The sequence below is a fragment of the uncultured Friedmanniella sp. genome (assembly GCF_964244005.1).
GTDB lineage: Bacteria > Actinomycetota > Actinomycetes > Propionibacteriales > Propionibacteriaceae > Microlunatus.
This window is the reverse complement of sequence record NZ_CAXTHG010000013.1, coordinates 1-25,895: the sequence shown is the minus strand read 5'-3', so window position 1 is coordinate 25,895 and position 25,895 is coordinate 1. Positions and strand designations below refer to the sequence as shown.

Here is a 25,895-nt window from a genome sequence, read left to right as displayed (position 1 = left end):
GTCGCGGGCGACTCCACAGGCGCGCGCGGGGTTGTGAGGTCGCCCGCCGGTATGTGAAGTGGGGGACCCACCTCGGCGCTGGGGGGAAAGTCTAGGGCCGGGCGGCCCAAAGGCTTTCGCGGCGGCGGCGGGAGACGCGGGCCCGGCGTTTGCGGCGGCGGGGCCAGAAGCCGACGCCGGCGGAGTCGGGCGGTTCCACCATCGCGTGCCGGGCGAGGTCGGCGGCTCCGATCAGGCCGGCGTCGTTGCGGAAGTGCGCGAGGACCAGCCGGGCCTCCTCGCGGAAGCCGCGGCCGGTCAGCGTCCGGCTGAACGCCTGTTGCGCCGGGTGCAGCAGCAGGTCGCCGGCTGCGCTGACCCCGCCGCCGATCACCACGACCTCAGGGTCGAGCGCGGCCGCGAGGTTGGCGATGCCCCGGCCCAGCCAGCTACCGACGTCGGCGAGCAGCTCGATGGCGTTCGGCTCGCCCGCGATCGCGGCCGCGGTCACGTCCGGCCCGGTGATCCGGTCGGGGTCGCCGCCGCCGATCTCGAGCAGCCGGTAGGCGGCCGGTGAGTGCGTCCGGGCCAACGCCCGCGCCTCCCGGACGAGCGCGTTTCCTGAGGCGTACTGCTCCCAGCAGCCGCGGTTGCCGCACTCGCACCAGTGCCCGCCCGGCACGGTGATCATGTGGCCCCACTCCCCCGCCATGCCGTACGTGCCGCGGAACAGCTGACGGTTGATCACCAGTCCGCCGCCGATTCCGGTACCGAGGGTGATGCAGACCATCACCGACGAACCACGGCCGGCGCCGAACCGGTACTCCGCCCAGGCGGCAGCGTTGGCGTCGTTGTCGACGATCAGTGGCAACGCGATCCGTTCGCTCAGTCGAGCCTTGAGCGGCTCCGACCGCCACGCCAGGTGCGGTGAGAAGCGGACCACGGCCTGTTCGTTGTCCACCCAACCGGCGGCGCCGATTCCCACGGACTCGACCCGGTGCCGGGTGCTCAGCTCGCCGACGAGGCCGACGATCGCCTCCTCCACGGCCTGCGGGCTGCGCGACGGAGTCGGCAGCTGACGGCGGTCCAGGATCTGGCCCTGCTCGTCGACGACCCCGGCGGCCACCTTGGTACCCCCGATGTCGATCCCGATGCTGAGCAGCGGCACCGTCGGCACCGTCGGCCGTGGCGCCCGGCGGTGCGGCGAGGCGAGCACCACCGGTGCACTGGTGTGGTCGGGCACCGCCCACCTCCCCGTCAGGTTCCGCGCCGGAGCACGCATCGGGTCCGCCGGATGCTGCTCCACGGCGACGCTGGATGCCGACAGATTACGCGCCCGCTCAGTCCGTCCCGAGCGCCTGCTCGAGCGTGAGCCGCGCTCGATCGATACCGTAGCGTCCGGCCACGTGACGGCGGCCGGCGGCGCCCATGGCGGCCGCCCGGTCAGGGTCGAGCAGCAGTCCGCTCAGCAGCGCGGCCAGCAGGCGGGGATCCTCCGCGGGGACCACGTGACCGGTCTCGCCGTCGCGTACGGTCTCCGGCGCCCCACCCGAGTCCCCGACCACCACCGGTAGCCCGCACGCCGCAGCCTCGATCGCCGCCAGCCCCAGGCCTTCGGCGTTCAGTCCCGCCCAGCGGGTGCGGACCGGCAGGGCGAAGACCTGTGCCGCCTGCAGCTCGGCGACCACGGCCTCACGCGGCAGCGCACCGGTCCACCGGACGGTCGATCCCAGTCCCAGCCGGTCGGCTTGGCGGTGCAGCGCGGTCGACTGGGGTCCAGCCCCGACCACGACCAGCTCCGGCCGCTCGCGTCCGGCCGGCCAGTCGTCGAGGACGGTCCGCCACGCCGTCAGCAGCACGTCCAGTCCCTTCTGTACGACGAAACGGCTCACGGCGACGCATCGCGGTCGGCTCGCCGCCCGGGGAGGTCCGGGACGAAAGACCCTCAGGTCGACCGGCGGTGCGAGCCGCAGCATCCGGGACTGAGCGGCCGGGGTGAGTGCCGGGGCGATCTGGGCAGTGGTGAAGTCCGAGATGGCCGTCAGGTGGTCACAGGACTCCCCGATCCGGTGCAGCAGCGCCCGTGCTCCCGGCACCTGAGCCCACCAGACCTCGTGGCCGTGGGTGAGGCCGACGATCTGCTTCGCCCCGCCGCGACGCAGCGCAGGGGCGAGCAGACCGAGGGGGGCCGCGGCGCCGAGGACCAACCGGGTCGCACCGTAGGCCTGCAGCAGCCGGACCGCCTGCCGGGCCGTCCGCGGGGTGGGTCCCAGCAGCGGCCCGCCGCGGACGACCGGGTAACCGCGGTCGGCGTCGCCGAGGTCGGCGTCGGGCGGGCCGGAAGCGAGGACGACCACGTCACGGTCCAGCAGCTCGCAGACGTCGGACACGAACGACTCGATGCCGCCGATCCGGGGCGGGAAGTCGTTGGTCAGGACGAGAGTGCGGGGCAGGTCAGGATCCTGCCTGCGCAGCCAGCCACTGCCGCCAGCCGGCGGTCAGTCGGGCCGAGGACACCCCGAGGGTGTCCTCGGCTGCCCGGCCCAGCGGGGCGCCGTCGTCCAGGGCGGTGTAGAACCGCTGCAGCGCCGCCGGCGACCAGGCCGTGCTGACGTAGCGGCAGACCGACCACGCTTCGGCGTACGTGAGGTCAAGGTCGGGCTGGCCGGCACCGAACGCGCGGTTGGTCGGTAGGGCCGCGGGGGCGCCGTGCTGGCGAACCCGCTCGTGGAGCAGACGGGTGGAGGCGGCCGCGCTGCCGGGATGGCTCGCGAACGCCACGTCGTCGGCGAGCCCTTCGACCGCCCACGTCGGCGCCGGGGAGTCCGCCGACCGGGTGGCGACGTGGACCACCTCATGGGTGAGCACGGTGGCGACTCCCAGCTCGCTGAGCCGGCGCGTCACCTCCGGGTTGACGACGACGCGGACGGCGGCGGTGGCGGCCGGACCTTCGGCCAGGGTGACCGCGGCGATGTCGGCGTAGCTGCCCGAGGTGGCGCCCACCACCGACTCGAAGTCAGTCCGGCTGGCGGGCACCTCGACCACGGCCGTCCCGGTCCACGTCTGGGCGGCGCCGGCCGTGACGCGCTGCCGTACGTCGCCGACCGCCGCTCGAGCTCGCGCCAGCCACGTCGCCGCCGGCTGTCCCGCTCCGACCAGGACGGCGACGCCCCCCTCGCGGACCGCGCTGACGGGGCCGGTCCACCAGATCGGCTGGGCAGTCGGCGTACCGGCCGGCTGATCGAGCGTGCCGGCCAACAGGGCGCCGGTGGGGCCGGGAACGAAGGTGAGCCAGACCGTCGCCGTCGCGGACGCAGTCTCCCCGGTCAGCCGCCAGCTGATGGTCGCCTGTTGTCGCCAGGCTCGGTCGCCGAGCAGCTGCTGCCGGGCGGCGGCGAGCGGTTGGCCGGTACCGCGCAGCCGGAGCTGCAGCCGGTCCAGCGGGAGCCCGCTCAGGTTGTCGTAGAGCAGCCGGGCCCGGTCGGCGAAGGAGGGGTCGAGGTTCGAGATCCGCGTCGAGAACGCCGTCCGGTCACCGGCGAGGGCGTCCCGGACGAGGTCGTCCACGGCTGGCTGGGCCGCTGCCTCGGACGAGACCGTCGCGGATCTGGACGGCGGGTCCGGCGGAACCGAGCCTGGAGAGGAACACCCCGCCAGCGCCAGTACGGTCGTCAGAGCCAGCAGACCGCGCCACCACGGGTGGGTCACGGCCATACCGAGAACGCTCAGCCGGGGCGGCGGGCGCCGACGAACGGCATCGACGACAGCGGCGCGTACTTGACCACCGAGCCCGTGTGCGGGGCGTGGATGATCTGGCCGTTACCGACGTACATGCCGACGTGGCTGGGGTTGGAGGCGTCGTAGAAGAAGACGAGATCGCCCGGCTGCAGGTCAGCCTTGCTGACGACCTTTCCCTGCTTGCTCTGCGCGGCGGCGATGCGCGGGATGGTGACGCCGGCTGCGCGCCAGGCGGCCATGGTCAGCCCCGAGCAGTCGTAGGAGTTCGGACCGGCCGCGGCGAAGACGTACGGCTTACCCAGCTGCTTTCGAGCGAAGGCCAGCGCGGTGGCTCCGCGGCCGCTGCCGGTGATGTCAGAGGTTCCGGACGTGTCGTCGGTCGGCGCCGCGCTCGGGTCGGTCAGACCCGCCTCGGCTTTGGCCCTGGCGTCGTCGGCGGCCTTCTTGTCCGCTGCGGCCAGAGCGGCCTGCTCGGTGGCCGTCAGCTTGGCGAGGACCTTCTTGGACTCAGCGATCTTCGCAACCGACTCGGCCCGCAGCTTGGTGAGCTGCTTCTGCTGGTCGGTCAGCACCGCGAGGTCGGTCTCGGTCGAGTGCTCGAGCTCGGCGAGAGCGGCCTGCTGCTCCTGGTAGTCCTGCAACACCGTGTTCTGGTTCTGGCTGACCTTCTCGACGGTCGAGACCTGACTGAGCAGGTTGTCGCTGTCGGAGGTGAAGAAGATCCGGGCTGCGGTGTCGACGTTGCGGTTCTGGAACTGGGCGAGTGCGACCTGGCCGACCTGGCGCTTGATCAGCGCCACCTTGGCGGTCTGAGCCTCGACGTCAGCCTGCTTCAGCGCCAGCTGAGCCTTGCCGTCGGCGATCTGCTGCTGGACCCCGACGTAGTCCTGGTCGATGACCTCGGCCTCGGTCTGCAGCTGTTCGATCTGGGCCTTGGCCTCGGCCACCGTGAGAGCGGTGGGGGCCGCCTGGGCCGGCTGCGCACCGGGTAGGGCGAACGTCATCGTCAGCGCGACGGTGCAAGCACCGACGACCAGCCTCCGCAGGGCGCGCGAACCTCGAGCGGCGCCAAAGCGCCTCGCGTCGCGACTCGTCTCGCGGTGGCGTGAAGTCACGCGAACATTTCCCTTCGGTCGGCCCAGCTCGTCCAGCAACATCCAGTGTTCCGGGTGGCTGGCAGCACAGCGCAGGTCCCGCGGCAGAGCCGCTGACCCGTACGTACCTGCTCCCCCGAGCTGGACTCGTCTCCCCGTGCACCGTCCACTCAGAAATTCGAGTGTACGACACCACGACCGACGAGGTCTCAGGTTAGGTCACGAAAAGGTCACAGGCAACTGCTCCAGCGCCATCCTGTGCTGCTTCGCGCCCGGCGCCGGTCAGGCATAGTCCTGCCAGGTCAGCGGTGACTGGACCGACCGAACTGGCCGGGCGCCGTGCACCAGCCGCAGCGGCGGCACCAGACCCTGGTCGGCCAGCGCGGTCAGCGCGGCCTGCTCGTCGCCGTCGAGGTCGACTCCGTGCACCGGTGATCCCAGCAGCACGCTGATCACGCAGTCGTCGCACGTCGGCCCCCTCGCCACACAGCTGTCGCAGTCCACGTGCAGCACATCCATCTCGAACTCCTCGTCTCGTCGGCCCCGGGTCATGACTGTGCCGGGAGCCACTGACAGTTCTTCTCGTCGTCGTCTCAGGGACCGGGAACCAGCGGTCGGAAGCCAGCTCGGAGACGCAGGATCACCACGTGACCGCGACGCCCACCGAGACCTACACCCACGGCCACCACGCCTCCGTGCTCCGCTCGCACGGGTGGCGGACGGCGGAGAACTCGGCGGCGTACCTACTGCCCCACCTCCGCCCCGACCTACGGCTGCTCGACGTCGGTACCGGTCCTGGCACGATCACCGTCGACTTCGCGTGTCGGCTGCCCGAGGGCTCGGTGGCCGGCATCGACAACGCGGACGCGGCCGTCGAGGCCACCCGTGCGCTCGCGGCCCGCGAGGGAGTCGCCGTGGCGGCGGCGGTCGGCGACGTGTACGCGCTCGACTTCGCCGACGACAGCTTCGACGTCGTGCATGCCCACCAGGTGTTGCAGCACCTGGTGGACCCGGTGGCCGCGCTCGCTGAGATGCGGCGGGTGTGCCGACCGGGCGGACTGGTGGCCGCCCCGACGCCGACTACGCCGCGATGACCTGGCATCCCCGCTCATCAGGGCTGACCCGCTGGCTGGCGCTGTACCAGGAGCTCGCCCGGGCGGGCGGTGGCGAGCCCGACGCCGGCCGCCGGCTGCGGTCCTGGGCTGCCGAGGCCGGCTTCACCGAGGTGACCAGCAGCGCCTCCGTCTGGTGCTTCGCCTCCGCCGAGGACCTCGCCTGGTGGTGCGGGACGTGGTCCGAGCGGGTGACGACGTCGGCGTTCGGCGAACGCGCGGTCGCCCTCGGGCTCAGCGACGCTGACGAGCTCGAGAACCTCGCCACGGCCTGGCGAGCCTGGGGTGAACAGCCGGGTGCCTGGTTCGCCGTGCTGCACGGTGAGGTGCTCGCCCGCGCCTGATCCCCTGCGCGTGAACCCCTGCCGCCTGAACCCCTGCCGCCCGAACCCCTGCCGCCTGGACCCTGGGGCCACCTGAGGTCGGCCTCGTCCGGACCTGGGTAGCGTCGGCGTACCAACGCCCGGCCGAGTCGGGTGCTGGTCCCAGTGACGGGGGGCTCGTGGCCGTGGCCGCGGTGGTCGGCTGGCAGCTGGTGCCGCGCGCCGGCGACGCACACGCAGGCTGCGTCGCCGCACATCAAGGCCGACGAGCAGGCGGCCGCCGCCCACGACCCGTCGGACTGCTGGGCATCGGAGTCGCGCACCCCAGAACTGTCAGAGGTCGTACTTAGGGTTCCGGACGTGGTCAGACCTGCACCGGCACCCGCCCTCCAGAGCTCTTTCGCCGAGCTCGGCACGCACCTGTCCGAGGTGACGTTCTGCGTCGTCGACCTCGAGACCACCGGCGGCGCGGAGACCGACATGATCACCGAGTTCGGCGCCGTCAAGGTCCAGGGCGGCCAGGTGCTGGGCGAGTTCCAGACGTTGGTCAACCCCCGCTCGGCCATCCCGCCCCTCATCGCCGTGCTGACCGGCATCACCAACACGATGGTGGCCGGAGCCCCGCCGCTGCGGGAGGTCCTGCCCGCCTTCCTGGCCTTCGCCGCCGGCACCGTGATCGTGGCTCACAACGCCCCGTTCGATGTCGGCTTCCTGCGCCGGGCGTGCTCGTCGCTGAACTATCCGTTCCCGCGCTGGCCGGTGGTCGACACCGCCGCGCTGGCCCGGCAGATCCTGCTGCGCGACGAGGTGCGCAACTGCAAGCTGAGCACGTTGGCGGCCCACTTCCACACGCCTGTCACCCCCAACCACCGGGCCCTCACCGACGCCCAGGCGACCGTCGACGTGCTGCACGGCCTGATCGAACGGGTCGGCAACCTCGGCGTCGGCACCATCGAGGACCTGCAGGAGTTCACCCGCCGGGTCTCACCGCAGCGCCGGGCGAAACGCACCTGGGCCGCCGACCTGCCCGAGGGGCCCGGGGTCTATCTCTTCGTCGCCGAGCACGAGGGCGAGCGCCAGGTCCTCTACGTGGGCAAGTCGAAGAACATCCGCACCCGGGTACGCAGCTACTTCACCGCGGCGGAGAAGCGGCCGCGGATTGATGAGATGGTGCGGGTGGCCACCGGGGTCGAAGCCGTGCCCTGTGCGACCGGGCTGCAGGCCGACGTGACCGAGCTGCGGCTGATCGCGGCGCACGCTCCCCGGTACAACCGTCGGTCCAAGCACCCCGAGCGGGTGCAGTGGATCAAGATCACCGAGGAGGTGTTCCCGCGGCTGTCGGTCGTCCGGACCGTACGCGACGACGGCGCCACCTACTTCGGCCCTTTCTCCCGCCGCCAAGCCGCGGAGGACGTCGTGCTCGCGGTCTACGACAGCTTCCCGCTGCGCCAGTGCACCCCTCGGCTGAGCGCGGCCGGCCGAGGTACGGCGTGCGCGCTGGCGGGGATGGGGCGCTGCTGCTCCCCCTGCGACGGCACGATCTCCCGCGACAGGTACGGCGAGGTCGTCGAGCAGGTCCGCGACGCCTTCGCCGCGGACGCTCGACCGGCCGTCATCGGGGTACGCAGCCGGCTGCTGCGGCTGATCGACCAGCAACGCTTCGAGGAGGCCGCGACGATCCGCCGCCGGCTGGAGGCACTGACCCGGACCGGCGCCCGCTTCCACCGGGTGAGCGCCCTGGCCGGCTGCGCCGAGATCGTCGCGGCCCGCCGGGACGGCCCGGACTGGGAGATCCACGTCGTCCGGCACGGTCGGCTGGCCGCCGCGGGCCGGTCGGGGCCGTACGAGGTGCCCCAAGCCGTCGCCCGGTCGTTGCGTGCGACCGCCGAGAGCGTCCGGGCAGCGCCGACGCCGTTACCCGCGGCGAGCATCGAGGAGGCGGAACGGATCTGCGACTGGCTGGAGCAGCCCGGCGTTCGGCTGATCGAGATCACCGGCGACTGGGCCTGGCCGTTGCACGCGGTGATCGACCACGAGGCTTTGGTCGAGCACGCCCTCGGGTCCCGAGCCGGGGTGGACGCGTGACCGCGCGGCCTGGCCGGGCGGCCTGGCCGGGCGGCCTGGCCGGGCGGCCACGACCCACAAGGGGACGAGGACGACGCCGCCGGCCACCAGGACGGTCGCGGCAACCCGGTGGTGACCACGAGAAGACTCCGGACCTCAGGTGCAACCACAGCATCTCGGCCGCGGCTGGGCGCGGCGGTCGCCGGCGCACGGACATTATGGTGACGACATGTCCGACCTCGAGCTCGTGAAGCACATCGGCACGGAGTCGACCCGGTTCCGGGCCGTGCTGCAGTCGGCGAAGCCCGACGCCGCCGTGCCGACCTGCCCGGACTGGGACGTCGCCGACCTGGTCTGGCACTTGACCGAGGTGCAGTATTTCTGGGCGGCGGTGGTCCGCCAGCAACGGACGACGCTGGCCGAGGTCGAGGCCGAGGACCTCCGCCGGCCGACGGGCTTCCCCGAGCTGTTACGGACGGCCGACCGGTGCGCCCGGGACCTGGTCGAGGTGCTGCGGCGGACCCCGCCCGCGACGCCGGTCTGGACGTGGGCCGAGGACCAGTCGGCTGGGTTCGTGCTGCGCCGCCAGGCCCACGAGGCGCTGATCCACCGCGTCGACGCTGAGTGCGTGACCGGCGCGCGCACCCCGATGGACGCCGCCCTGGCCGCCGACGGGGTCGATGAGGCGCTGCGGGTGATGTTCGGCGGCGCCCCCAGCTGGGCGACGCTGACGGTGGACGAGCACGCGACGCTGCGGGTGGTCAGCAGCGACACCGGTCACCGCTGGGCGGTCAATCTCGCCCGGTACGCCGGCACCGACGAGGAGGGGCACGAGCAGGAGGGGCCGACGCTCGCGATCGCCCCGGTCGACCACCTGCTGCCGGCGGTCGCCACGGTCACCGCCTCCGCCGCCGACCTGGACTGCTGGTTGTGGGGCCGGCCGCCGCTCGGGGACGTAGGACTCAGCGGCGACGTCGCCGTCCTGGCCGGCCTGCGCGAGGTGGTCGCTGCGGGCGTCCAGTGAGCCCGCTCGCCCGGCTCGGTGTTGACCCCGGTCCGGACACTACGATGAGCCCATGGTCACCGCCATCGTCTTCGTCAAGGCCGACGTGGCCCAGATCCCCCAGGTCGCCGAGGCGATCGCCGCGCTGACCGGCGTCAGCGAGGTCTACTCCGTGACGGGGGCCATCGACCTGATCGCGATGATCCGGGTCAGCCACCTCGACGAGATCGCCGCCGTCGTGGCCGACCAGCTCAACCGGGTGCCGGGCGTGGTCAGCACCGAGACCCACATCGCCTTCCGGGCCTACTCCGCCCACGACCTCGAGGCGGCGTTCTCCCTCGGTGGATAGCGCCCGCACGCTCACCGTGGTGGGGGTCGCCCTGCCCGCTGCGCTCGTCCTGACGCTGGTCGTCGCCCTGCTGACCACCCGGAGCGGCTCGATGGAGCCGCTCGACCTGAGCCCGGCGTCGGCTCTCTAGCCGACCTGTCAGCCTAGAAGAGGCTGAGCTTGGCGGCGACGGCGGCCGCGCAGGCCACGACGACCGCGAGCAGCCCGAGCACCTGGATGGTGGCGCGGTGGCGCCGCGGAGCGTACGCCAGGATCCAGCCGGCCAGGGCGCCGACGGCGATACCGCCAACGAGGGTCAGCCAGCCAAAGCTGGCGAACCCCACCAGGACGGCGTAGAGGACCAGCAGCACCAGCAGCCCGACGTCGGCCCGGATGTCCTCACCCGTATGGCGCTTGCCGAGGGCGTTGGCCGCGAGCAGCCCGACGACCGCCGCCGAGGCTCCGAGCGCCGCCCCGGCGAAGGGGCCGAACACGAAGAAGACGGTCGTCCCACCCAGGCCGGCGACCAGGAAGAGCGCCACGAAGCGCCATGAGCCGACCTCGGACTCGATCGCCCGACCGGCGAGCCAGAGCACCAGCAGGTTCATCAGCAGCCCGAGCAGGCTGCCGGAGGTGAAGGCGGCCGTGACGAGCCGCCAGAACTGGCCGCCGGTGACGTCGTAGTTGCTCATCACCAGCACCGACTGGAGCAGTCCGCCCGCGATGAAATCGAGCAGGTAGACCGCGGTCAGCGCCACCATCACCACCTTGGCGGCCGTCCCCCCGCCCCGGCTGAGCGCGCCGCCGAAGGACCGCTTCGGTGTCCGTACCCCCGCCCGACCACGTGAGACGCAGCGCGGGCACTGGAACCCGACCGAGGCCGGCTGCATGCACTCACCGCAGATCGGCCGCCGGCACCGCTGGCAGTGGATTCCCGTCATCCGTTCCGGGTGCTGGTAGCACCCGACGAAGCCGGGCGGAGAAAAGTCCGGGCCGGCCGGGGTCGAGCTCACTCGGTGATGTCGACGGACTGGAGGACCACGTCGTTGACGGGCCGGTCGCTGCGGCCGGTCCGCACCGCGCCGATGGCGTCGACCACGTCGCGGCTGGCCTGGTCGGCGACCTCACCGAAGATGGTGTGCCGACGGTTCAGGTGCGGGGTCGCGCCGAGGGTGATGAAGAACTGGGAGCCGTTGGTGCCCGGGCCGGCGTTGGCCATGGCCAGCAGGTACGGCTTGGAGAAGGCGAGCTCGGGGTGGAACTCGTCGGCGAAGGTGTAGCCCGGACCGCCCGTCCCGGTGCCGAGCGGGTCGCCGCCCTGGATCATGAACCCTTCGATGATCCGGTGGAAGATCACCCCGTCGTAGAACTTGCCGGTGGTCTTCTTCCCCGTCTGCGGGTCGGCGTACTCCTGGGTGCCGGTGGCGAGCCCCACGAAGTTGGCCACGGTCTTCGGGGCGTGGTCACCGAAGAGGTTGATGGTGATGTCACCGTGGTTGGTGTGGAGGATGGCGGTCTGGGCCACGTCAGGGCACCTTTCTGCTGGTCGTGCGGCGGGGCCGGGAGAGGACAGGCCCCTGGCGGGGCGTCCGGCCGGAGGCGAATGTGCGCATCCATCCTCCCAGACGTTCGCAAGCCGGCCGCACCAGCCGCAGCCGAGGAAACCGGGCCGAGGCCCCCGCACCCGTCGGCCTGGCGAGGCCTGGCGGTACGTTGTTCCTCCGAGGGGTGGACGGATCCGCCCGCCCCGGCACCCGTCCCCGCGTCGCCAACGCCTCATCACCCCACGGAGGAAACGTGAAGCGCTCCACACGCGTCGACCCCGCCCCGAGCACGTCCACCTCGGCTGCGGCCGGGCTGGCCCAGGTCGCGGCCGACAAGATCGTCCCGCTGGCGCAGAACGCCGCCGCCAAGGCCGTACCGCTGGCCCAGACCGCAGCTGCGGTCGCCGTGCCGTTCGCCCAGAACGCCGCCGCCAAGGCGGCTCCGCTGGCCCACAGTGCCGCCGAACGGGTCGTCCCGATCGCCGGCCAGGCGGTGACCTTTGCCGCACCGTTCGCCCACCAGGCCGTCGAGGCCGTGACCCCGTACGCCCAGCAGGCGGCCGACCGGGTCTCCCCCTACGCCCACTCCGTCGCCGACAAGGCCGGGCTCGCGGCAGAGCGGCTCGCACCGCTCGCGGCGGGCGGTGCCCTGGCGGCCCACGAAGCGGCCGAAAAGCTCGGCCCGGCCGTCGAGGCGGCCCGCGACCGGGTCTCCGACGAGCTGCTCCCCCGGCTGTCGACCGCGCTCACCGCAGCGGCCGCCTCACCGATCGCGGTCGAGGCCACCCGTCGGGGGCGGGCGACCCTCGCCGCCGCCCGCGGCGAGCTGAACCTGCCTGAGGTCGAGGAGAAGAAGAGCGGCAGCTGGTTCAAGCGGTTCGCCGTGGTGGCTGCGGTGGCGGGAGTCGTGGCCCTGGTCGCGCGCCGCTTCCTCGGGGCCAGCAAGGACTCGGGCTGGCAGGCCGCGCGGCCGTCCGCCCCCTACAGCCCGCCCGCTCCGGCCGGCCCCACCGCGGCCGCAGCCGACAGTGCCGCGGTGGCGACCGAGAACCTGGCCGCGGCCGACGACACGGTCGAGGAGGTGACCCCGCTCGACGAGGTGACCCCGGTTGAGGAAAACGCTCTGGTTGAGGAGGTCGCTCCCCTCGACGAGGAGGTCGTCCCCACCGACGAGCTCGCGCCGGTCGAGGAGACCCCGGAGGTTGTCGAGGTACCTGAAGCCGACGAGACGACCAGCGAGGCGCCGGTGTCTCCGTACGGACCGGGGTCCTACGTGGGCCACGAGCCGCCGGAGGGTTTCGTCATCAAGGGCAACGAGAACTCGATGAAGTACCACCTGCCCGACGGCGGTGGCTACGACCAGACGGTCGCCGAGGTCTGGTTCGACAGCGAGGAAGCGGCCGAGCGCTCCGGGTTCATCCGGGCCCAGGGCTGACCCGACAGCTCGTCCACCACTGCCTCTGCCGGGATCCCGGCGGGGGCAGTGTCGTCTTGTCGGTGCCCTCCCCTCGAAGAATCCGTCCCACCTGCTGAGAAACTGGCCGTCGCTCGTTAACATCGGGCCCCTTTTTCGGGCCTTCCCCACGTATGAGGACCACATACGAGGGGATGACCATGACCACGACGAGCTGGGTCGACGCCGGACCGTTCCGGGCCCACCTGCAGCACCTGATGGCGATCGGCGACCTGAGCACCCACGAGGTGGCCACGCTGGCCGGAGTGTCCGGCCGCGCGGCCGAGACGCTGCTGGTCGGTCGTCGCGGCAAGCCGGTGCGCCGGATCAGCCGGGCGACCGCGATCGCCCTGCTCAACGTGGCGCCCAAGCACGCAGAGTCGCTGCGCAGCAGCCATGTCCCCGCCGCCGAGCCGGTGGCTCGACTGCTCCGACTGCTGGCCGACGGGACGACCGTTGCGGCGCTGGCCGACCAGCTCGGGGTGGTGCGGTCCGTACTCGACGACCTGTTGGACGGCTCCCTGGTCTGGTGCCCTGCCCTGGTGGCGCTCCGGCTGGTCGTGCTCACCCGCTCTCGAGTTGCTCCGGCTCCGGCCAGTACCGGCTCGTCGCACCGTTCCCGTGCCGCCCTGGTCCGGGAGGCGGCCTGAGCCGGCGGCCGGCCCGCTCTCCTACGATCTCGGGGTGAACCAGTCGCAGCTGCTGCTCAGCCTGGCCGTGCTGGTGACCGCGCTGCTCTGCGCGGCGGTCGTCCGGCCCGTGCTGAGCTGGCTACCAGAGCCGACGGAGCCCCCGGCCGACGGACCCAAGGTGACCTACCTCAGCCTGGCCAGCAGCTCCTTCGTGCTGCGCTGCGCCCTCGCTGCCGCCGTCGCGTCCGCGGTCGCCTGGACGACCCTGCCGCCGGCCGTCCAGCCGCTCTGGTCGGTGCTGTCGGTCGGCGGGGTGCTGCTGGCCGCCATCGACGCCGCCACGACCTGGCTGCCGCTGCCCCTGGTGCACGTCTGCTGGGCCGCGATGACGGTCGCGGCCCTGATCGGCGCCTCGCTGGCCGGCAGCTGGTCGATGCTGCTGCGGGCCGGCCTGGGCGCGAGCCTCGCCGGCGGGATGTACCTGCTGGTCTGGGTCCTCACCCGCGGTGGCGTCGGCTACGGCGACGTCCGGTTCGCCCCGCTCCTCGGCGCCGCCGCCGCAGCCGACAGCAGCCAGCTGCTGCTCTGGACCCTGCTGGCCGGCTCGCTGCTGGGCGGAGTGCACGGCCTCGGCCGCCTGGTCAGCCGTCGGCGGGGCAGCTTTCCGTATGCGCCGGCCATGCTCGGCGGTGCCTACCTTGCCGCCCTCGTGCAGGCCCTCGCCCGCTGAGCCTTGGCGGGGAACGCCTCAGGCGACCCGGGCCGCGCTCAGCACGTAGAGCAACGCCCGGCCGTAGGCGTCCGCCGCCTCGGCCTCGGCCGCGGTGTGGTGGGCGCGGCCCGGGCCGCTGACCGTCACCTCGAAGCCGGCCGCCGAGGCGTCCAAGGACAAGAACCACGGGGAGAGCAGGTCCCGCAGCTGGTCCTCGCGCGGCAGCCAGACCGCGGCGTCGGACTCCACCGAGTCCAGCGCCCACTCGACGGTGCCGTTGAAGTGGAAGCGTGTCTCGCCGTAGGCGGCGACGAGCTCGACCACCATGTCGCTGAGGGTGAAGACGGAGTCGGAGATCTCCGGCCGCGGGATGAAGAACTGGTCGCCGTTGGCGGGGGTCCAGGTCAGGTGCGAAGCCAGCTCGATGGCGAGGTCGCGTGAGATCACGCCCCGATTATGACCTGCGGCGCCAGCCGGGCGATGGCGCACAACCAGGTCAGGCTTGTCGACTGGTCTAGGCTCACGAGGTGAGTGGTGCCCCGCGGCCTGGCTGGTATCCCGACCCGGCCGGCACCTCCGATCTCTACCGGTGGTGGGACGGCGGCGGCTGGACCGACGCCATCAGCGAGTCACCTCGCGCGCCGAGCCCCCGGACCGAGCTGCCGGCGGCTCCCGACGACGACCTCACCCGCCGACCACACTCCCGTTTCCGCGCCCTGGTGGCTCTGGTGCTCTGTCTGGCGCTGTTCCTGAGCGCGACGGTCGGTGTGGGCCTGCTCATCTGGCACGACCCGCCGTCGGTGAAGCGCGGGACCCGGGTGCCTGCTGCCGCCTCGGCCACGCCGGCCACCAGTCTGCCGACCGACGCCGGCGTGGTGGGGTCGCTGGACGAGAAGACGCGGCAGGCGAGGATCGGGGCCGCGACCCTGCTGCTGCCCGGGGCGCCGTACGAGCTCGTCCCCGACGCCCGCGACATGCCGGACCTGATGGACATGCTGTTCGTGGCCAGCGCGCCCGTCCACCCCCGCTACGACGGCACCGACACCTGGTCCTCGGCTGTGCTGCTGGCCCGGCTGTCCGGCGGCGGCACCGACCTGCAGGTCCGGGCCCAGGCGGCCCTGCGGGGGATGTGCCAGGCCTTCTACCGTAAGAGCAGCACCCGGCTCAGCCAGGTCAGGGTCACCGATCACGCGGTGGACGGCCACCCGGGCGTGAAGGTGACCGCGCGCGTGCACTACACGATCGACGATCTGCCCAGCCGCTACGACGACCTCACCGCCGTGCTCGTCGGGTTGGATGACGGGTCGGTGGTGGCGGCGGTCAGCTCGGTGCCCGACGACGCGGACGACCAGGTACGGGACCTGGCCGCCTCGTCGCTGAAGACTCTCGCCCTCGGCTGAGCATCCGGGCCTACGGCTCGTGCTCGTCGCCGACGCTCAGCCACAGGCGCCCTGAGATCGACCGAACGCCCTTGCCAAGGTTGCGCTGACCGTGAGCACGACCTGGCGCAAACCTGTCGGGCCCTCGACAAGCCCGGGGCGCGTTGCTGCCCTCGGTGCTCGCTCCAGGCGATCTTCGTGTCACCTGTCGAAGGCAGGGTCGGGGCGCGCCGCCGGGTTCGCCGCCCCTTCCGGGCGTTGTCAGCCCGTCGAAGGACGCGCTCCCCGGCTCAGGGCGCGTTGCTCGCGCGAGGGCCGGGCGGCCTGGGTCGCCGCGATCCACCGCTGCAGGGTCTCGCGAGCCGCGCCGGAGGTGACGGCGGTCTCGGCGTGCACCAGCTGCTCGCCGAACTGAGCCTGTAGCCGCTCCGGCTGCGGACCGGCGGCGGCCACCAGGGTGGCGGCGGCGTTCAGCAGGACGATGTCGCGCACCGGCCCGCCCGCGCCGTCGAGCACGTCCCGGACGACCTGAGCGTTGTGGGCGGCGTCCCCACCCACGAGGTCGGCAGCCGTCGCCCGCGGCAGCCCGAGGTCGAGCGGCTCCACCTCGGTCACGGTCACCGCGTGGTCGACGTACACCCAGACGCGGGAGCTGGTGGTCGTGGTCAGCTCGTCGAGGCCGTCGCCGCCGTGCACGACAAGGCCCTGGTGCCCGCGGCTGGCGAACACCCCAGCCATCAACGCGGCCATCCGGGCGTCGGCGACCCCGACGGCCTGGGCGTGCGGCTGCGCCGGGTTGGCCAGCGGGCCGAGATAGTTGAACGTGGTGGGGATGCCGAGCTCGCGCCGCGCGGCGGAGGCGTGCCGCAGCCCGGCGTGGTAGTGCGGAGCGAAGAGGAAGGCGATGCCCGCCTCGTCGACCACCTGTTGTTGAGCCGCAGGCGGCAGGTCCAGCACCACCCCGAGCGCCTCGAGCACGTCGGCCGACCCGCACGCCGAGGACGCCGCCCGGTTGCCGTGCTTGACCACCCGCGCGCCGGCGGCCGCGGCGACGACCGCGGCCATGGTCGAGATGTTGACGGTGTTGGCCCGGTCGCCGCCCGAGCCGACGACGTCCACAGCCGGCCCGGTGATCGTGATCGGGGTCGCGAAGGCGAGCATCGTGTCGGCGAGGCCGGCGATCTCCTCGACGGTCTCGCCCTTGCTCCGCAGCGCCACCGCGAACGCGGCCAGCTGGGCCGAGGTGGCGGCCCCGCTCAGGATCTCCCGCATCGCCCACCCCGTGTCGGTGCTGGAGAGGTCGCGACGTTGCACGAGGGAGCTGAGCAGCTCCGGCCAGCTCACGAGAACCTCACGTTCACCGGGGAGCTCAGACCGACGAGGCGGCGGCCGTGGAGCCGCGCAGCAGCCCGGCCACCACGTCCGGCAGCCGCATCGGGTCGACCGGGTGGGCGAGCACGCCGTCGGCCCGCGACCAGGTCGCCAGCCAGGCATCGTCGCGGCGCGCGGTGAGCACCAGCACGGGCGGGCAGTCGAACACCTCGTCCTTGAGCTGGCGGCAGACGCCCATCCCGCCGGGCACGGCCTCCCCGTCGAGGATCGCGAGGTCGATCCCGCCGGCGTCCATGGCGACGATCACCGCAGGCTGGGTGGCCACCTCCAGGACCCGGACCTCCGGCAGGTCGCGCGCGACCCGGCGCCCCAGCGCCAGCCGGACGTTCTCCCGCGTCAAGCGGTCGGAGGCGTACAGCAGGATCGTCAGCGGAGCCGGCGGCGGCGGCGCACTCGTGCTCATCGGGTGATCGTCTCCCCTTGTTTGGCGGGCGCCAGCAGCCTAAGCCATCCGGTCGGCCAGACCCCCGCAGCGCCTGGCGGAACGGCAGTTCGGAAACCTGTCGCGCGCCCCAGGGTGACCTGTTGGGATCCTGAGGCAATAATGAGCGCGTGGCCTCACACTCGCACGCCGTCTCAGGCTCGATGACCAAGCCGGAATCGGCCCTGCACCCCATTCCCCAGTCCCGACTGCGGGGTCGTCCCGGACGTCCGGACATGGTCGCCGTCGGCACCATCGTCTGGCTGGCGTCGGAGCTGATGTTCTTTGCCGCCCTGTTCGCGGCGTACTTCACGATCCGGAACGTGACCAACGCCCAAGCGGCGGGCGGCGGCCTCGAGAGCCTGTGGGACCAGCGGACGGAGCTGCTGAACATCCCCTTCGCCGTCATCAACACCAGCGTGCTGGTGGCGAGCTCCTTCACCTGCCAGATGGGCGTGTTCGCGGCCGAGGCCGGGAAGGTCGCCCGCTCCGGCCGCATCCTCACCCTGCACCCGTACCGCGACTGGGGTCTGCGCGAGTGGTACGTGCTCACGTTCGTGATGGGCGCCTTCTTCGTCGGCGGCCAGGTCTTCGAGTACGCCACCCTCATCTCTGAGGGGATGACGCTTTCCAGTGACGTGTACGGCTCGGTCTTCTACCTGGCCACGGGCTTCCACGGCCTGCACGTGACCGGCGGTCTGATCGCCTTCGTGCTGCTGTTGGGCCGGACCTTCCTGGCGCGCACCTTCACCCACGAGCAGGCGGTCAGCGCGATCGTCGTGTCCTACTACTGGCACTTCGTCGACGTGGTCTGGATCGCTCTCTTCGGCGTCATCTACATCCTCAAGTAGCACCGTTCGGGCGCATCCACGCCCACCCACACAACCGAATACTCATCAGCCCGCTCAGCAGACCGAGCAGATCCGAGAGGCACCACCCGTGCGATTCCTGTCCTCACGACGACGACACCCCGCAGCGAAGGCCTTGCTGCTGGTGCTCGGGCTCATCGTCATGGGCGCGCTCTACACGGTGTTCGCGCCGGCGCCCCAGGTATCAGCCGACACCGGGACCAGCCAGCAGGTCGCCGAGGGCAAGGCCCTCTTCGCGGTCGGCTGCGCCTCCTGCCACGGTCTGAACGGCGAGGGCCAGGCGAGCGGTGAGATCCAGGGGCCGCCGCTGGCGGGAGTCGGAGCGGCTGCCGTGGACTTCCAGGTGTCGTCGGGTCGGATGCCGATGGCCAAGCCCGAGGCGCAGGCCCCGGTGAAGCCCAACCGGTACACCCCCGAAGAGGTCGCCCAGCTCGAGGCGTATGTCGCATCCCTCGGCCCGGGCCCGGACGTGCCGGCCCCCGCCGACTACGACCCGGCCAACGTGAGCGCCGAGGACGTCGCCCGGGGCGGCGAGCTGTTCCGGACCAACTGCTCGGCCTGCCACAACTTCGAGGGTGCCGGCGGTGCACTGCCCGGCGGCAAGTACGCGCCGTCGCTGTACGACGTGCCCAACCGTCGTGTCTACGAAGCCATGATCACCGGACCGCAGCAGATGCCGGTCTTCTCCGACGGCGTCGTCCGACCTGAGGACAAGCGGGCGATCATCGCCTACCTGAACACGCTGCACGGGCAGCCGAACGAAGGCGGACTGAGCCTCGGCGGCCTCGGTCCGGTGTCGGAAGGCCTCTGGGCCTGGATCCTGGGCCTCGGCAGCCTGATGGGCATCGCCGTCTGGATCGCAGCCAAGGGAGCAAAGGCGAAATGACCGATCTCACCCACCGTGACGGCAACGACGTCGATGACGGGGCCCAGCACGCGGCCGAGCTCGACACCGTCAAGGACCCGCGCTACCCCGTGGCCGACCCTGGCCCTGAGGAGCACCTGCCCCGGCTGACCGACGTCGACGACAAGGCTGCCGACCGGGCTGCCCGCCAGGTCGCGACCATGTTCGGTCTCGTCCCGGTGCTGGCGATCGGGTTCGTCGTCATCTACTTCGCCGTGCCGACCTCGATGTTCGTCGACTTCGGCCCGCTGCACGCCAACGCCAAGAACATCGGCCTCGGCCTCACAGCCGGGATGGCGCTGCTGCTGATCGGTGTCGGCGCAGTCCAGTGGGGTCGCCAGCTGATGGACGACCACGAGATGGTCGACTACCGGCACGGAGCCGCGTCGACCGAGGAGGACGTCCAGTACGTGCTCCGCGAGCTCGAGGCCGGTACGGACGAGTCCGGCATCCGACGCCGCAAGATCCTCGGCTACAGCCTTCTCGGCGCTCTCGGCGCCCTGGCCCTGCCGTTGATCGTCAGCTTCGCCGACCTCGGCCCCAAGCCGACCAAGCGGCTGCGGGCGGCGACGATCGAGACGACGATCTGGAAAGAGGGGATCCGGCTCTGCCACGACGTCACGTTTGAGCCGATCAAGGCCAGTGAGATGGTCATCGGCCAGCTGGTCAACGCTCAGCCGGAAAACCTGAAGGACCTCGAGGGCACCGACGAGCTGACTCAGCGCGCCAAGGCCTCGATCATCATCGTTCGGATGGACCCCAACTCGATCAAGATCCCCGCCTCGCGCCAGGACTGGCAGGTCGGCGGGATCCTCTGCTACTCCAAGATCTGCACCCACGTCGGGTGCCCGATCAGCCTGTGGGAGCAGCAGACCCATCACCTGCTCTGCCCCTGTCACCAGTCGACCTTTGACCTCGGCAACTCGGGTCTGGTCGTCTTCGGCCCGGCAGCGCGTGCGCTGCCGCAGCTGCCCATCACCACCGACGCCGAAGGATATCTCGTCGCCCGGAGCGGTTTCACCGTGCCGGTCGGCCCGAGCTTCTTCGAGCGGAACTCGACCCACGACTTCAAAGAAGGCGACAACTGATGGCCACACCGGCTTCAACTGTGGACGACCAGAAGGCCGTCGAAGCGCACGTCCCCGACAAGCAGCTCGGCCCGGTCTTCAAGGCCGCGTCCGGGCCGGCGAAGTGGGCAGACGAGCGCTTGGGCGTCGCTACCCTCAGCCGCCCCTTCATCCGCAAGGTCTTTCCCGACCACTGGTCGTTCCTGCTGGGTGAGGTCGCGCTCTACTCCTTCGTCGTGCTGCTGATCACCGGGGTGTTCCTCACCATCTGGTTCAAGCCGTCGATGGGGGAGGTCGAGTACGAGGGCACCTACCAGCTGCTCCGCGGACTGCCGATGTCGGAGGCCTACGAGTCCACGCTGAACTTGTCCTTCGACATCCGGGGCGGTCTGCTGGTCCGCCAGATGCATCACTGGTCCGCTGCGCTGTTCCTGGCCGCGATGTTGACCCACTGCCTGCGCACCTTCTTCACCGGCGCGTTCCGCAAGCCGCGTGAGATCAACTGGGTGCTGGGTGTCGGCCTGCTGCTCCTCGGCATCATCGAAGGCTTCGCCGGCTACTCCCTGCCGGACGACCTGCTCTCAGGTACTGGTCTCCGCTTCGTCGACGGTCTCGTCCGCTCCGTCCCGCTGGTCGGGACCTGGGTCGAGTTCTTCGTCTTCGGCGGCGAGTTCCCGGGCAGCCTGATCGTGCCCCGGCTCTACATGGTGCACATCCTGCTCGTCCCGGCCCTGATTCTCGGCCTGATCGCCGCCCACCTCGCGCTGGTCGTTTACCACAAGCACGGCCAGTTCCCCGGCCCCGGCCGTAACGAGGGCAACGTCGTGGGCTACCCGATCTTCCCGGTCTACATGGCCAAGGCGGGCGGCTTCTTCTTCATCGTCTTCGGCGTCATCACCTTGATGGGTGCGCTGATGCAGATCAACCCGGTGTGGATGTTCGGGCCGTACAACCCCTCACAGGTCACCGCGGGTTCGCAGCCTGACTGGTACATGGGCTTCGTCGAGGGCGCCATCCGGATCATGCCGAACTGGGAGTGGCACCTCGGCGGGACCACCTGGTCGTGGAACGTCGCCATTCCCGGTATCGGGCTGCTCGGGCTGTTCTTCGTCCTGCTGGCCGCGTACCCCTTCATCGAGGGCTGGGTGACCGGCGACAAGACCGAGCACCACATCCTCGAGCGTCCCCGGAACAACCCGACGCGGACCGCGTTCGGTGTCGCGGCGATGACCTGCTACTCGATGTTCTGGATCGGCGGCGGGAACGACCTCGTGGCCACCCAGTTCCGCGTGTCGCTGAACACGGTCACTTACGTGCTGCGCGTGGCGGTCTTCGTCGCTCCGGTGCTCGCGTTCCTGATCACCAAGCGGATCTGCATCGGGCTGCAGCGGGCCGACCGTGACCGGCTGCTGCACGGGGCCGAGACCGGCATCATCGAGCGGGACCCCTCGGGCTCCTACTCCGAGCGGCACGCGCCGATCAGCACGGGCGAGGCGTACGCGCTCACCCAGCACCAGCAGAACCCGGCGCTGCTGCCGGCGGCTGAGTCCGACGTTCCCGCTAAGCAGCTGCGGCTCGAGCAGCTACGGCGTCGGGCGACCCGGTTCTACTTCGTCGACGACCTGCGCAAGCCGGACGCCGCCGAGCTGGAGGAAGCCGCCCACCACGGCAACGGTCACGAGGTGTCCGGCGGTGAGGACGGCGACGGGCACCAGATCAGCAGCACCGACAGCAGCGGCAACGGTCACCACGCCATCGCGGCGGGGACAGGCCACCAGAACGTGGCCGACTGACCGACTGCACCGCCTGTTCGTCCACGGCCGCTCCCGACCCTGCTTGGGTCGGGAGCGTCTGTGCGTTCGGTCACTTGTCGCTGGAGCCGGCAACGATCAGCAGGACCCCGACGTTGGCACGGGTTGGACGACGAGCACCCCCTGAGTGCTCGACCACGCCCGAGACGGACTGAGGACATGAGTACCGAACTACGACCACCCGCCTCCCAGCACGACCCCGGCGCCCCGGCCAAGAAGAAGATTGACCTGTCGTTCACCCAGGTGATGGGCGGAGCACTGGCCGCCATGACCGCCGCCTTCCTGGGGTCCCGACTGAGCCTCGCCGGCACCATCGGCGGCGCAGCCGTCGCCAGCATCGTGGCCGCCGTCGCGAGCAACCTCTACACAGCCTCCCTGCAGACCACCCGCGAAAAGGTCCGGACCGTCCTGCGCGGGCGGACCGACGGCTCCCCCGCCCCGGTGAGTGGCCCCCCGGAGTCCGGCTGGGATGCGAGCTCGAGCGAGGAGCCAGCAGGCTCCCCTGCTGGCGCTGCTGCCAGTCCGGCCGGCTCTCCCGTCGCCGCTCCTACGGGTACCGCGCTCCGGCGGGTGCGCTGGCGCAACGTCGTGCTGGGCGCGCTGGCTGCGTTCGCGTTGGCCGCCGCGGTCCTGACCGGACTGGAGCTGGCGAGCGGCCAGTCGCTGTCCGGCGGCAAGGGTACGACCATCACCCAGGCTGCCGAGGGCGGGCCCGCTGCTCCGAAAACCGATCCGAGCGGTGCCACGAGCGCCTCCCCCAGCTCGTCGGTCACTGACACACCGAGGGCCGCCGAGCCGTCCGCGAGTGCCAGCTCGGAGCCCAGCAGCGAGCCTTCCGCGACCGAGCCGGCCCCGTCGGCCACGCCGAGTGCGACGGCCGCGCCCAGCACGGGCGCCACCCCCGAGCCGGACACGGGCGACCAGCCGGGCGCGGACGCAGGCGGCCAGCCGGGTACGGAGCAGGGCACCGGCTAGCGCGGAGCCACCAGGGGTCGCGGCGAGAGCGTCGTCGCGGCCCAGAGGTGGTGCAGGGGCGACCGGTCGAGGTCGGCCCCGAGATAGCGGAGCAGTCCGGACCCGGGGTCGGCGAGCCGGAACCGTCCCAGGTCGGCCGGGTCCGTCGGCTGCGCGAGCGGCAGCGGCACTCCCAGAGCCATCACGGTGTCGAGCACACGGGCCGAGCCCAGCATCCCCGGCAGCCGGCGGTGTCCGGCCGGGTCCAGCTCGGTGTCCTCCACCAGTACCGGGCGCGACGCCCGCCGGACCGTCGTCACGTTGCGGACCCGACCCCCGAGCTGACCGGCGCGACCGAGCACGAGAGTCTCGCGCACGAGGCCCTGAGCGTCCTCGGCCAGGTCGAGCTCGAGCGTCCGGGTGACGTCGGCACCGTCGCCCACCACGAACGGGGCGCCGCTCCAGTGCAGCCGACCGCCCGCACCGACCAGGACCCGGACGTCCCAGCCGGCCGGTCGGCCGCGTCCGTCGTAGGCCACCGTGCCGGCCACGTCGACCAGCTCGAGCGTCGCACCGTCGCCAACGTCGACCTCGAGCCGCACGCCGTCGCCGCCGAGCAGCAGGGCGGAAGTGGCGAGCAGACCGATCCGGCAGCGGTCGGGGGGTCCGTGGAGCCGTTGGGGGCGGAGCAGCCCCGTCCGTAGCCGGGTCCGCAACCGACCCCCCTCGAGGGTGACGGTGACGACGGTCGGCGAGAGCGAGCCGACGTTCAATGCGCGTGGACCTCGCCGCGAGCGTGGCTGTGCGGTAGGTCGTCGGCGTGGCTGTGCGGCGCCATCGGTCCCGGGTCAGTGGGCACCAGCTCACCGGCGCGGAACCTCCGCAGGGTGTCCAGCACCCAGCCGCGCAGGGCCGCGATCGAGGCGGGATCGGTCCGCGACAGCGCGATCACCCGTCGGCCGTCGCGGGCGTGCTCGGCGTCGTGCACCATCTGCGGGACGTCGACGCCCACGTAAGGCGCCAGGTCGGTCTTGTTGACCACCAGCACGTCGGCGCGGGCGATCCCGGGACCGCCCTTGCGCGCAACGTCACCACCGCCGGCGACGTCGAGGACGAAGAACTGGGCGTCGACCAGCGCCGGGCTGAAGGTGGCGGTCAGGTTGTCGCCGCCGGACTCCACCAGGACCAGGTCGACCGGGTCGAAGTCTCGCTCCAGGTCCTCCACCGCCAGCAGGTTCTGGCTGACGTCGTCCCGGATCGCGGTGTGCGGGCAGGCGCCGGTCTCCACCGCCCGGATCCGCTCGGGGTCGAGCACCCCGGCCGAGCGGAGGAACCGTGCGTCCTCGTCGGTGTAGATGTCGTTGGTGATCACCGCAACGCTCAGCACCTGGCCGAGCTCGCGGCAGAGCAACGCAATGAGGGAGCTCTTGCCCGTCCCCACCGGGCCGGCTACCCCCAGCCGAAGGGCACGGGTGGGGGTCTTGGAGTGAGGCCCAGAAGGATTAGGCCCAGACAAATCAGGCACGGAAGAGCCGCCTTTCGGTGTCACGGTGTCGTTGGCCCCACTGTTCGATCAGCGGGGCGCTCGGGGCGGGCAGGTCGGTCACGGACGTCAGCCCGGCCACCCGCCGGACAAGATCTTCGACCTCGGGTCCGGCGTGGACCGCCCAGGCCACTCCCTGGCTGGGGTCGAACGGCACCAGCTTGAGGGCAGCGGCCAGGACGGTCTGCACGTCCTCGAAGGCGACCAGTCGGGCCGTCTCCGCCGCGGAGAGCCCACCGGCCGCCGCCGTGGCGCCGACCACCAGGCCGCGGCACCAGGTCCGGCGGGTGGCGGAGAGCTCGGTGAGGTCCCAGATCGAGGCGGCCAGCCGCAGATAGCTGCGACCGAGCAGGTCGGCGGCGTCGCGCAGGGCGTCGGACACCGTCCGGGCGCGCCACGCCCCGTCGAGCTCGACCAGGGCAGCCGTACGGTCGCCGGGCGGTCGCTCGAGCCAGAGGTGGCGAGCCACCACAGCCACCGCCGCTTCGACCTCGGTCACCGTCCGCAGCCGGACGGTCACGTAGTCGGGCACCTCGGCCAGAGCCATGCCCGCCCCGAAGGCCGGCTCCACCCCCGCCGACTGGGTGTGTGCCCCGGTGGGCAGCCGACCGTCAGCCAGCAGCATCGTCAGGTACGGGGCACCCGTCACGAGGGACCCATCAGAAGAGGTTGTACAGCTGGGCCAGAGGCAGCACGCGGGCCGGGTCGGGCGTGATCTCGTCGCCGTCGACCTCGATCCGGTGCGTCTCGGCGTCGATGACGATCTGCGGCAGGGCGTCGTTCAGCACCATGTCGGCCTTGCCCATGTCGCGGGTTGACCGGACGGCCACCAGCTGGCGTCGCAGTCCGAGCTCGTCGGCGAGCCCCGCGTCGAGGGCGGCCGGCGCCACGTAGGTCTGCGACCGGTAGGAGCCGCTGCCGTAGTAGAGCGCCGGCCGCATCAGCACCGGCTGCGGGGTGGGGATGGAGGCGTTCGGGTCGCCCAGGGCACCGACCACGATCCCGCCACCCTTGATCACGATGCTCGGCCGGACGCCGAAGAACCGCGGGTCCCACAGCACCAGGTCGGCCAGCTTGCCCACCTCGACCGACCCGATCTCGTGGTCGACGCCGTGGGAGATCGCGGGGTTGATCGTGTACTTGGCCACGTACCGCCGGGCCCGGAAGTTGTCAGCAGGCAGCGAACCACTCATCTCGCCCCGGACGTGCTTCATCAGGTGCGCGACCTGCCAGGTGCGGGTGATGACCTCACCGATCCGGCCCATCGCCTGAGCGTCGGAGGAGGTGATCGAGATGGCGCCGAGGTCGTGCAGGTGGTCCTCGGCAGCGATGGTGCTGGCCCGGATCCGGGACTCAGCGAACGCGAGGTCCTCGGGGACGGCCGGGTTGAGGTGGTGGCAGACCATCAGCATGTCGAGGTGCTCGGCCACGGTGTTGACGGTGTGCGGCAGGGTCGGGTTCGTCGACCCGGGCAGCACCATCGGCAGCCCGGCCAGGGTCAGGATGTCGGGGGCGTGGCCGCCGCCGGCGCCCTCCACGTGGAACGCCGAGATCGACCGGTCGGCAAGGGCGT

The 25,895-nt window shown here is 71.8% G+C and carries 29 protein-coding genes; 15 read left to right on the top strand and 14 right to left on the bottom strand.

Annotation, left to right across the window (positions count from 1 at the left end):
* Positions 1-91: 91 nt before the first annotated feature.
* The 5 genes from ACFE76_RS10150 to ACFE76_RS10130 all read right to left on the bottom strand — a co-directional run bounded on the left by ACFE76_RS10150 (position 92) and on the right by ACFE76_RS10130 (position 5,330).
* Positions 92-1,141, bottom strand: coding sequence for an ROK family glucokinase (locus ACFE76_RS10150; protein ID WP_375431702.1), 1,050 nt, complete (start codon positions 1,139-1,141; stop codon positions 92-94).
* A 178-nt stretch (positions 1,142-1,319) separates the two neighbouring features.
* Positions 1,320-2,381, bottom strand: coding sequence for a glycosyltransferase family 4 protein (locus ACFE76_RS10145; protein ID WP_375431701.1), 1,062 nt, complete (start codon positions 2,379-2,381; stop codon positions 1,320-1,322).
* 52 nt (positions 2,382-2,433) lie between these two features.
* Entirely contained in the window at positions 2,434-3,546 is a 1,113-nt protein-coding gene (locus ACFE76_RS10140; protein WP_375431632.1) for a hypothetical protein, read from the bottom strand.
* 158 nt (positions 3,547-3,704) lie between these two features.
* On the bottom strand, positions 3,705-4,721 hold the full coding sequence (locus tag ACFE76_RS10135; RefSeq protein WP_375431631.1) for an NlpC/P60 family protein: 1,017 nt from the start codon (positions 4,719-4,721) through the stop codon (positions 3,705-3,707).
* Between the two features lie 372 nt (positions 4,722-5,093).
* Positions 5,094-5,330 (bottom strand): hypothetical protein, encoded by a 237-nt coding sequence (locus ACFE76_RS10130; protein WP_375431630.1) that lies wholly within the window; start codon positions 5,328-5,330, stop codon positions 5,094-5,096.
* 128 nt (positions 5,331-5,458) lie between these two features.
* Here ACFE76_RS10130 and ACFE76_RS10125 point away from each other — a divergent pair, with 128 nt between their 5' ends.
* The 6 genes from ACFE76_RS10125 (at position 5,459) to ACFE76_RS10100 (ending at position 9,792) form a co-directional block, all read left to right on the top strand.
* Entirely contained in the window at positions 5,459-5,905 is a 447-nt protein-coding gene (locus ACFE76_RS10125; RefSeq protein ID WP_375431629.1) for a class I SAM-dependent methyltransferase, read from the top strand.
* Complete coding sequence (locus ACFE76_RS10120; protein ID WP_375431628.1) at positions 5,902-6,267, top strand: hypothetical protein; 366 nt, start codon at positions 5,902-5,904, stop codon at positions 6,265-6,267. The genes ACFE76_RS10125 and ACFE76_RS10120 overlap by 4 nt, the downstream gene beginning before the upstream one ends.
* A 339-nt stretch (positions 6,268-6,606) precedes the next feature.
* Positions 6,607-8,331, top strand: a complete 1,725-nt coding sequence (locus tag ACFE76_RS10115) for a DEDD exonuclease domain-containing protein (protein ID WP_375431627.1) — start codon at positions 6,607-6,609, stop codon at positions 8,329-8,331.
* A gap of 208 nt (positions 8,332-8,539) precedes the next feature.
* A complete protein-coding gene (locus tag ACFE76_RS10110) occupies positions 8,540-9,334 on the top strand; it encodes a maleylpyruvate isomerase family mycothiol-dependent enzyme (RefSeq protein WP_375431626.1) in 795 nt (264 codons plus the stop codon).
* A 52-nt stretch (positions 9,335-9,386) separates the two neighbouring features.
* Positions 9,387-9,662: an Lrp/AsnC family transcriptional regulator gene (locus ACFE76_RS10105; protein ID WP_375431625.1), complete on the top strand. Its 276-nt coding sequence runs from the start codon at positions 9,387-9,389 to the stop codon at positions 9,660-9,662.
* The gene (locus ACFE76_RS10100; protein WP_375431624.1) at positions 9,655-9,792 is read left to right on the top strand and encodes a hypothetical protein; all 138 of its coding nucleotides are present in this window, start codon (positions 9,655-9,657) and stop codon (positions 9,790-9,792) included. Before ACFE76_RS10105 ends, ACFE76_RS10100 begins: the two co-directional genes overlap by 8 nt.
* 13 nt (positions 9,793-9,805) lie before the next feature.
* On the opposite strand, the gene ACFE76_RS10095 is transcribed toward ACFE76_RS10100, so the two are convergent.
* On the bottom strand, positions 9,806-10,582 hold the full coding sequence (locus tag ACFE76_RS10095) for a rhomboid family intramembrane serine protease (RefSeq protein WP_375431623.1): 777 nt from the start codon (positions 10,580-10,582) through the stop codon (positions 9,806-9,808).
* Between the two features lie 68 nt (positions 10,583-10,650).
* Positions 10,651-11,166: a peptidylprolyl isomerase gene (locus tag ACFE76_RS10090; RefSeq protein WP_375431622.1), complete on the bottom strand. Its 516-nt coding sequence runs from the start codon at positions 11,164-11,166 to the stop codon at positions 10,651-10,653.
* 272 nt (positions 11,167-11,438) lie between these two features.
* Here ACFE76_RS10090 and ACFE76_RS10085 point away from each other — a divergent pair, with 272 nt between their 5' ends.
* The 3 genes from ACFE76_RS10085 (at position 11,439) to ACFE76_RS10075 (ending at position 14,000) form a co-directional block, all read left to right on the top strand.
* A complete protein-coding gene (locus ACFE76_RS10085) occupies positions 11,439-12,620 on the top strand; it encodes a hypothetical protein (protein WP_375431621.1) in 1,182 nt (393 codons plus the stop codon).
* Between the two features lie 179 nt (positions 12,621-12,799).
* Entirely contained in the window at positions 12,800-13,288 is a 489-nt protein-coding gene (locus ACFE76_RS10080) for a hypothetical protein (RefSeq protein ID WP_375431620.1), read from the top strand.
* A 34-nt stretch (positions 13,289-13,322) separates the two neighbouring features.
* Positions 13,323-14,000 carry a prepilin peptidase gene (locus ACFE76_RS10075; protein WP_375431619.1) on the top strand — a complete coding sequence of 226 codons (678 nt, stop codon included), beginning with the start codon at positions 13,323-13,325 and terminating at the stop codon, positions 13,998-14,000.
* Positions 14,001-14,018: 18 nt separating this feature from the next.
* Here ACFE76_RS10075 and ACFE76_RS10070 read toward each other — a convergent pair whose 3' ends face one another.
* Complete coding sequence (locus ACFE76_RS10070) at positions 14,019-14,429, bottom strand: pilus assembly protein CpaE (RefSeq protein WP_375431618.1); 411 nt, start codon at positions 14,427-14,429, stop codon at positions 14,019-14,021.
* Between the two features lie 80 nt (positions 14,430-14,509).
* Here ACFE76_RS10070 and ACFE76_RS10065 point away from each other — a divergent pair, with 80 nt between their 5' ends.
* Positions 14,510-15,382: a DUF2510 domain-containing protein gene (locus ACFE76_RS10065; RefSeq protein ID WP_375431617.1), complete on the top strand. Its 873-nt coding sequence runs from the start codon at positions 14,510-14,512 to the stop codon at positions 15,380-15,382.
* 240 nt (positions 15,383-15,622) lie between these two features.
* Here ACFE76_RS10065 and trpD read toward each other — a convergent pair whose 3' ends face one another.
* Together trpD and ACFE76_RS10055 are read right to left on the bottom strand one after the other, a co-directional pair.
* Positions 15,623-16,705 (bottom strand): anthranilate phosphoribosyltransferase, encoded by a 1,083-nt coding sequence (trpD, locus tag ACFE76_RS10060; protein WP_375431616.1) that lies wholly within the window; start codon positions 16,703-16,705, stop codon positions 15,623-15,625.
* Positions 16,706-16,730: 25 nt separating this feature from the next.
* Positions 16,731-17,156, bottom strand: coding sequence for a hypothetical protein (locus tag ACFE76_RS10055; RefSeq protein ID WP_375431615.1), 426 nt, complete (start codon positions 17,154-17,156; stop codon positions 16,731-16,733).
* A gap of 254 nt (positions 17,157-17,410) precedes the next feature.
* Here ACFE76_RS10055 and ACFE76_RS10050 point away from each other — a divergent pair, with 254 nt between their 5' ends.
* The 5 genes from ACFE76_RS10050 (at position 17,411) to ACFE76_RS10030 (ending at position 22,800) form a co-directional block, all read left to right on the top strand.
* Positions 17,411-18,025, top strand: coding sequence for a heme-copper oxidase subunit III (locus tag ACFE76_RS10050; RefSeq protein ID WP_375431700.1), 615 nt, complete (start codon positions 17,411-17,413; stop codon positions 18,023-18,025).
* Between the two features lie 88 nt (positions 18,026-18,113).
* On the top strand, positions 18,114-18,929 hold the full coding sequence (locus tag ACFE76_RS10045) for a c-type cytochrome (protein ID WP_375431614.1): 816 nt from the start codon (positions 18,114-18,116) through the stop codon (positions 18,927-18,929).
* Positions 18,926-20,035, top strand: a complete 1,110-nt coding sequence (locus tag ACFE76_RS10040) for a Rieske 2Fe-2S domain-containing protein (protein WP_375431613.1) — start codon at positions 18,926-18,928, stop codon at positions 20,033-20,035. Before ACFE76_RS10045 ends, ACFE76_RS10040 begins: the two co-directional genes overlap by 4 nt.
* On the top strand, positions 20,035-21,807 hold the full coding sequence (locus tag ACFE76_RS10035) for a cytochrome bc complex cytochrome b subunit (protein WP_375431612.1): 1,773 nt from the start codon (positions 20,035-20,037) through the stop codon (positions 21,805-21,807). The genes ACFE76_RS10040 and ACFE76_RS10035 overlap by 1 nt, the downstream gene beginning before the upstream one ends.
* A gap of 177 nt (positions 21,808-21,984) precedes the next feature.
* Positions 21,985-22,800 (top strand): hypothetical protein, encoded by an 816-nt coding sequence (locus ACFE76_RS10030; RefSeq protein ID WP_375431611.1) that lies wholly within the window; start codon positions 21,985-21,987, stop codon positions 22,798-22,800.
* Here the strand turns inward: ACFE76_RS10030 and ACFE76_RS10025 are convergent.
* The 4 genes from ACFE76_RS10025 to ACFE76_RS10010 form a co-directional block, all read right to left on the bottom strand.
* Positions 22,797-23,552, bottom strand: a complete 756-nt coding sequence (locus ACFE76_RS10025) for an urease accessory protein UreD (RefSeq protein ID WP_375431610.1) — start codon at positions 23,550-23,552, stop codon at positions 22,797-22,799. The genes ACFE76_RS10030 and ACFE76_RS10025 overlap by 4 nt on opposite strands.
* The gene (ureG, locus tag ACFE76_RS10020) at positions 23,549-24,304 is read right to left on the bottom strand and encodes an urease accessory protein UreG (protein ID WP_375431609.1); all 756 of its coding nucleotides are present in this window, start codon (positions 24,302-24,304) and stop codon (positions 23,549-23,551) included. The genes ACFE76_RS10025 and ureG overlap by 4 nt, the downstream gene beginning before the upstream one ends.
* On the bottom strand, positions 24,297-24,971 hold the full coding sequence (locus ACFE76_RS10015; protein ID WP_375431608.1) for an urease accessory protein UreF: 675 nt from the start codon (positions 24,969-24,971) through the stop codon (positions 24,297-24,299). The genes ureG and ACFE76_RS10015 overlap by 8 nt, the downstream gene beginning before the upstream one ends.
* Positions 24,972-24,981: 10 nt before the next feature.
* Positions 24,982-25,895: urease subunit alpha (locus ACFE76_RS10010; protein WP_375431607.1), on the bottom strand; the 914-nt coding region annotated here is incomplete at its 5' end.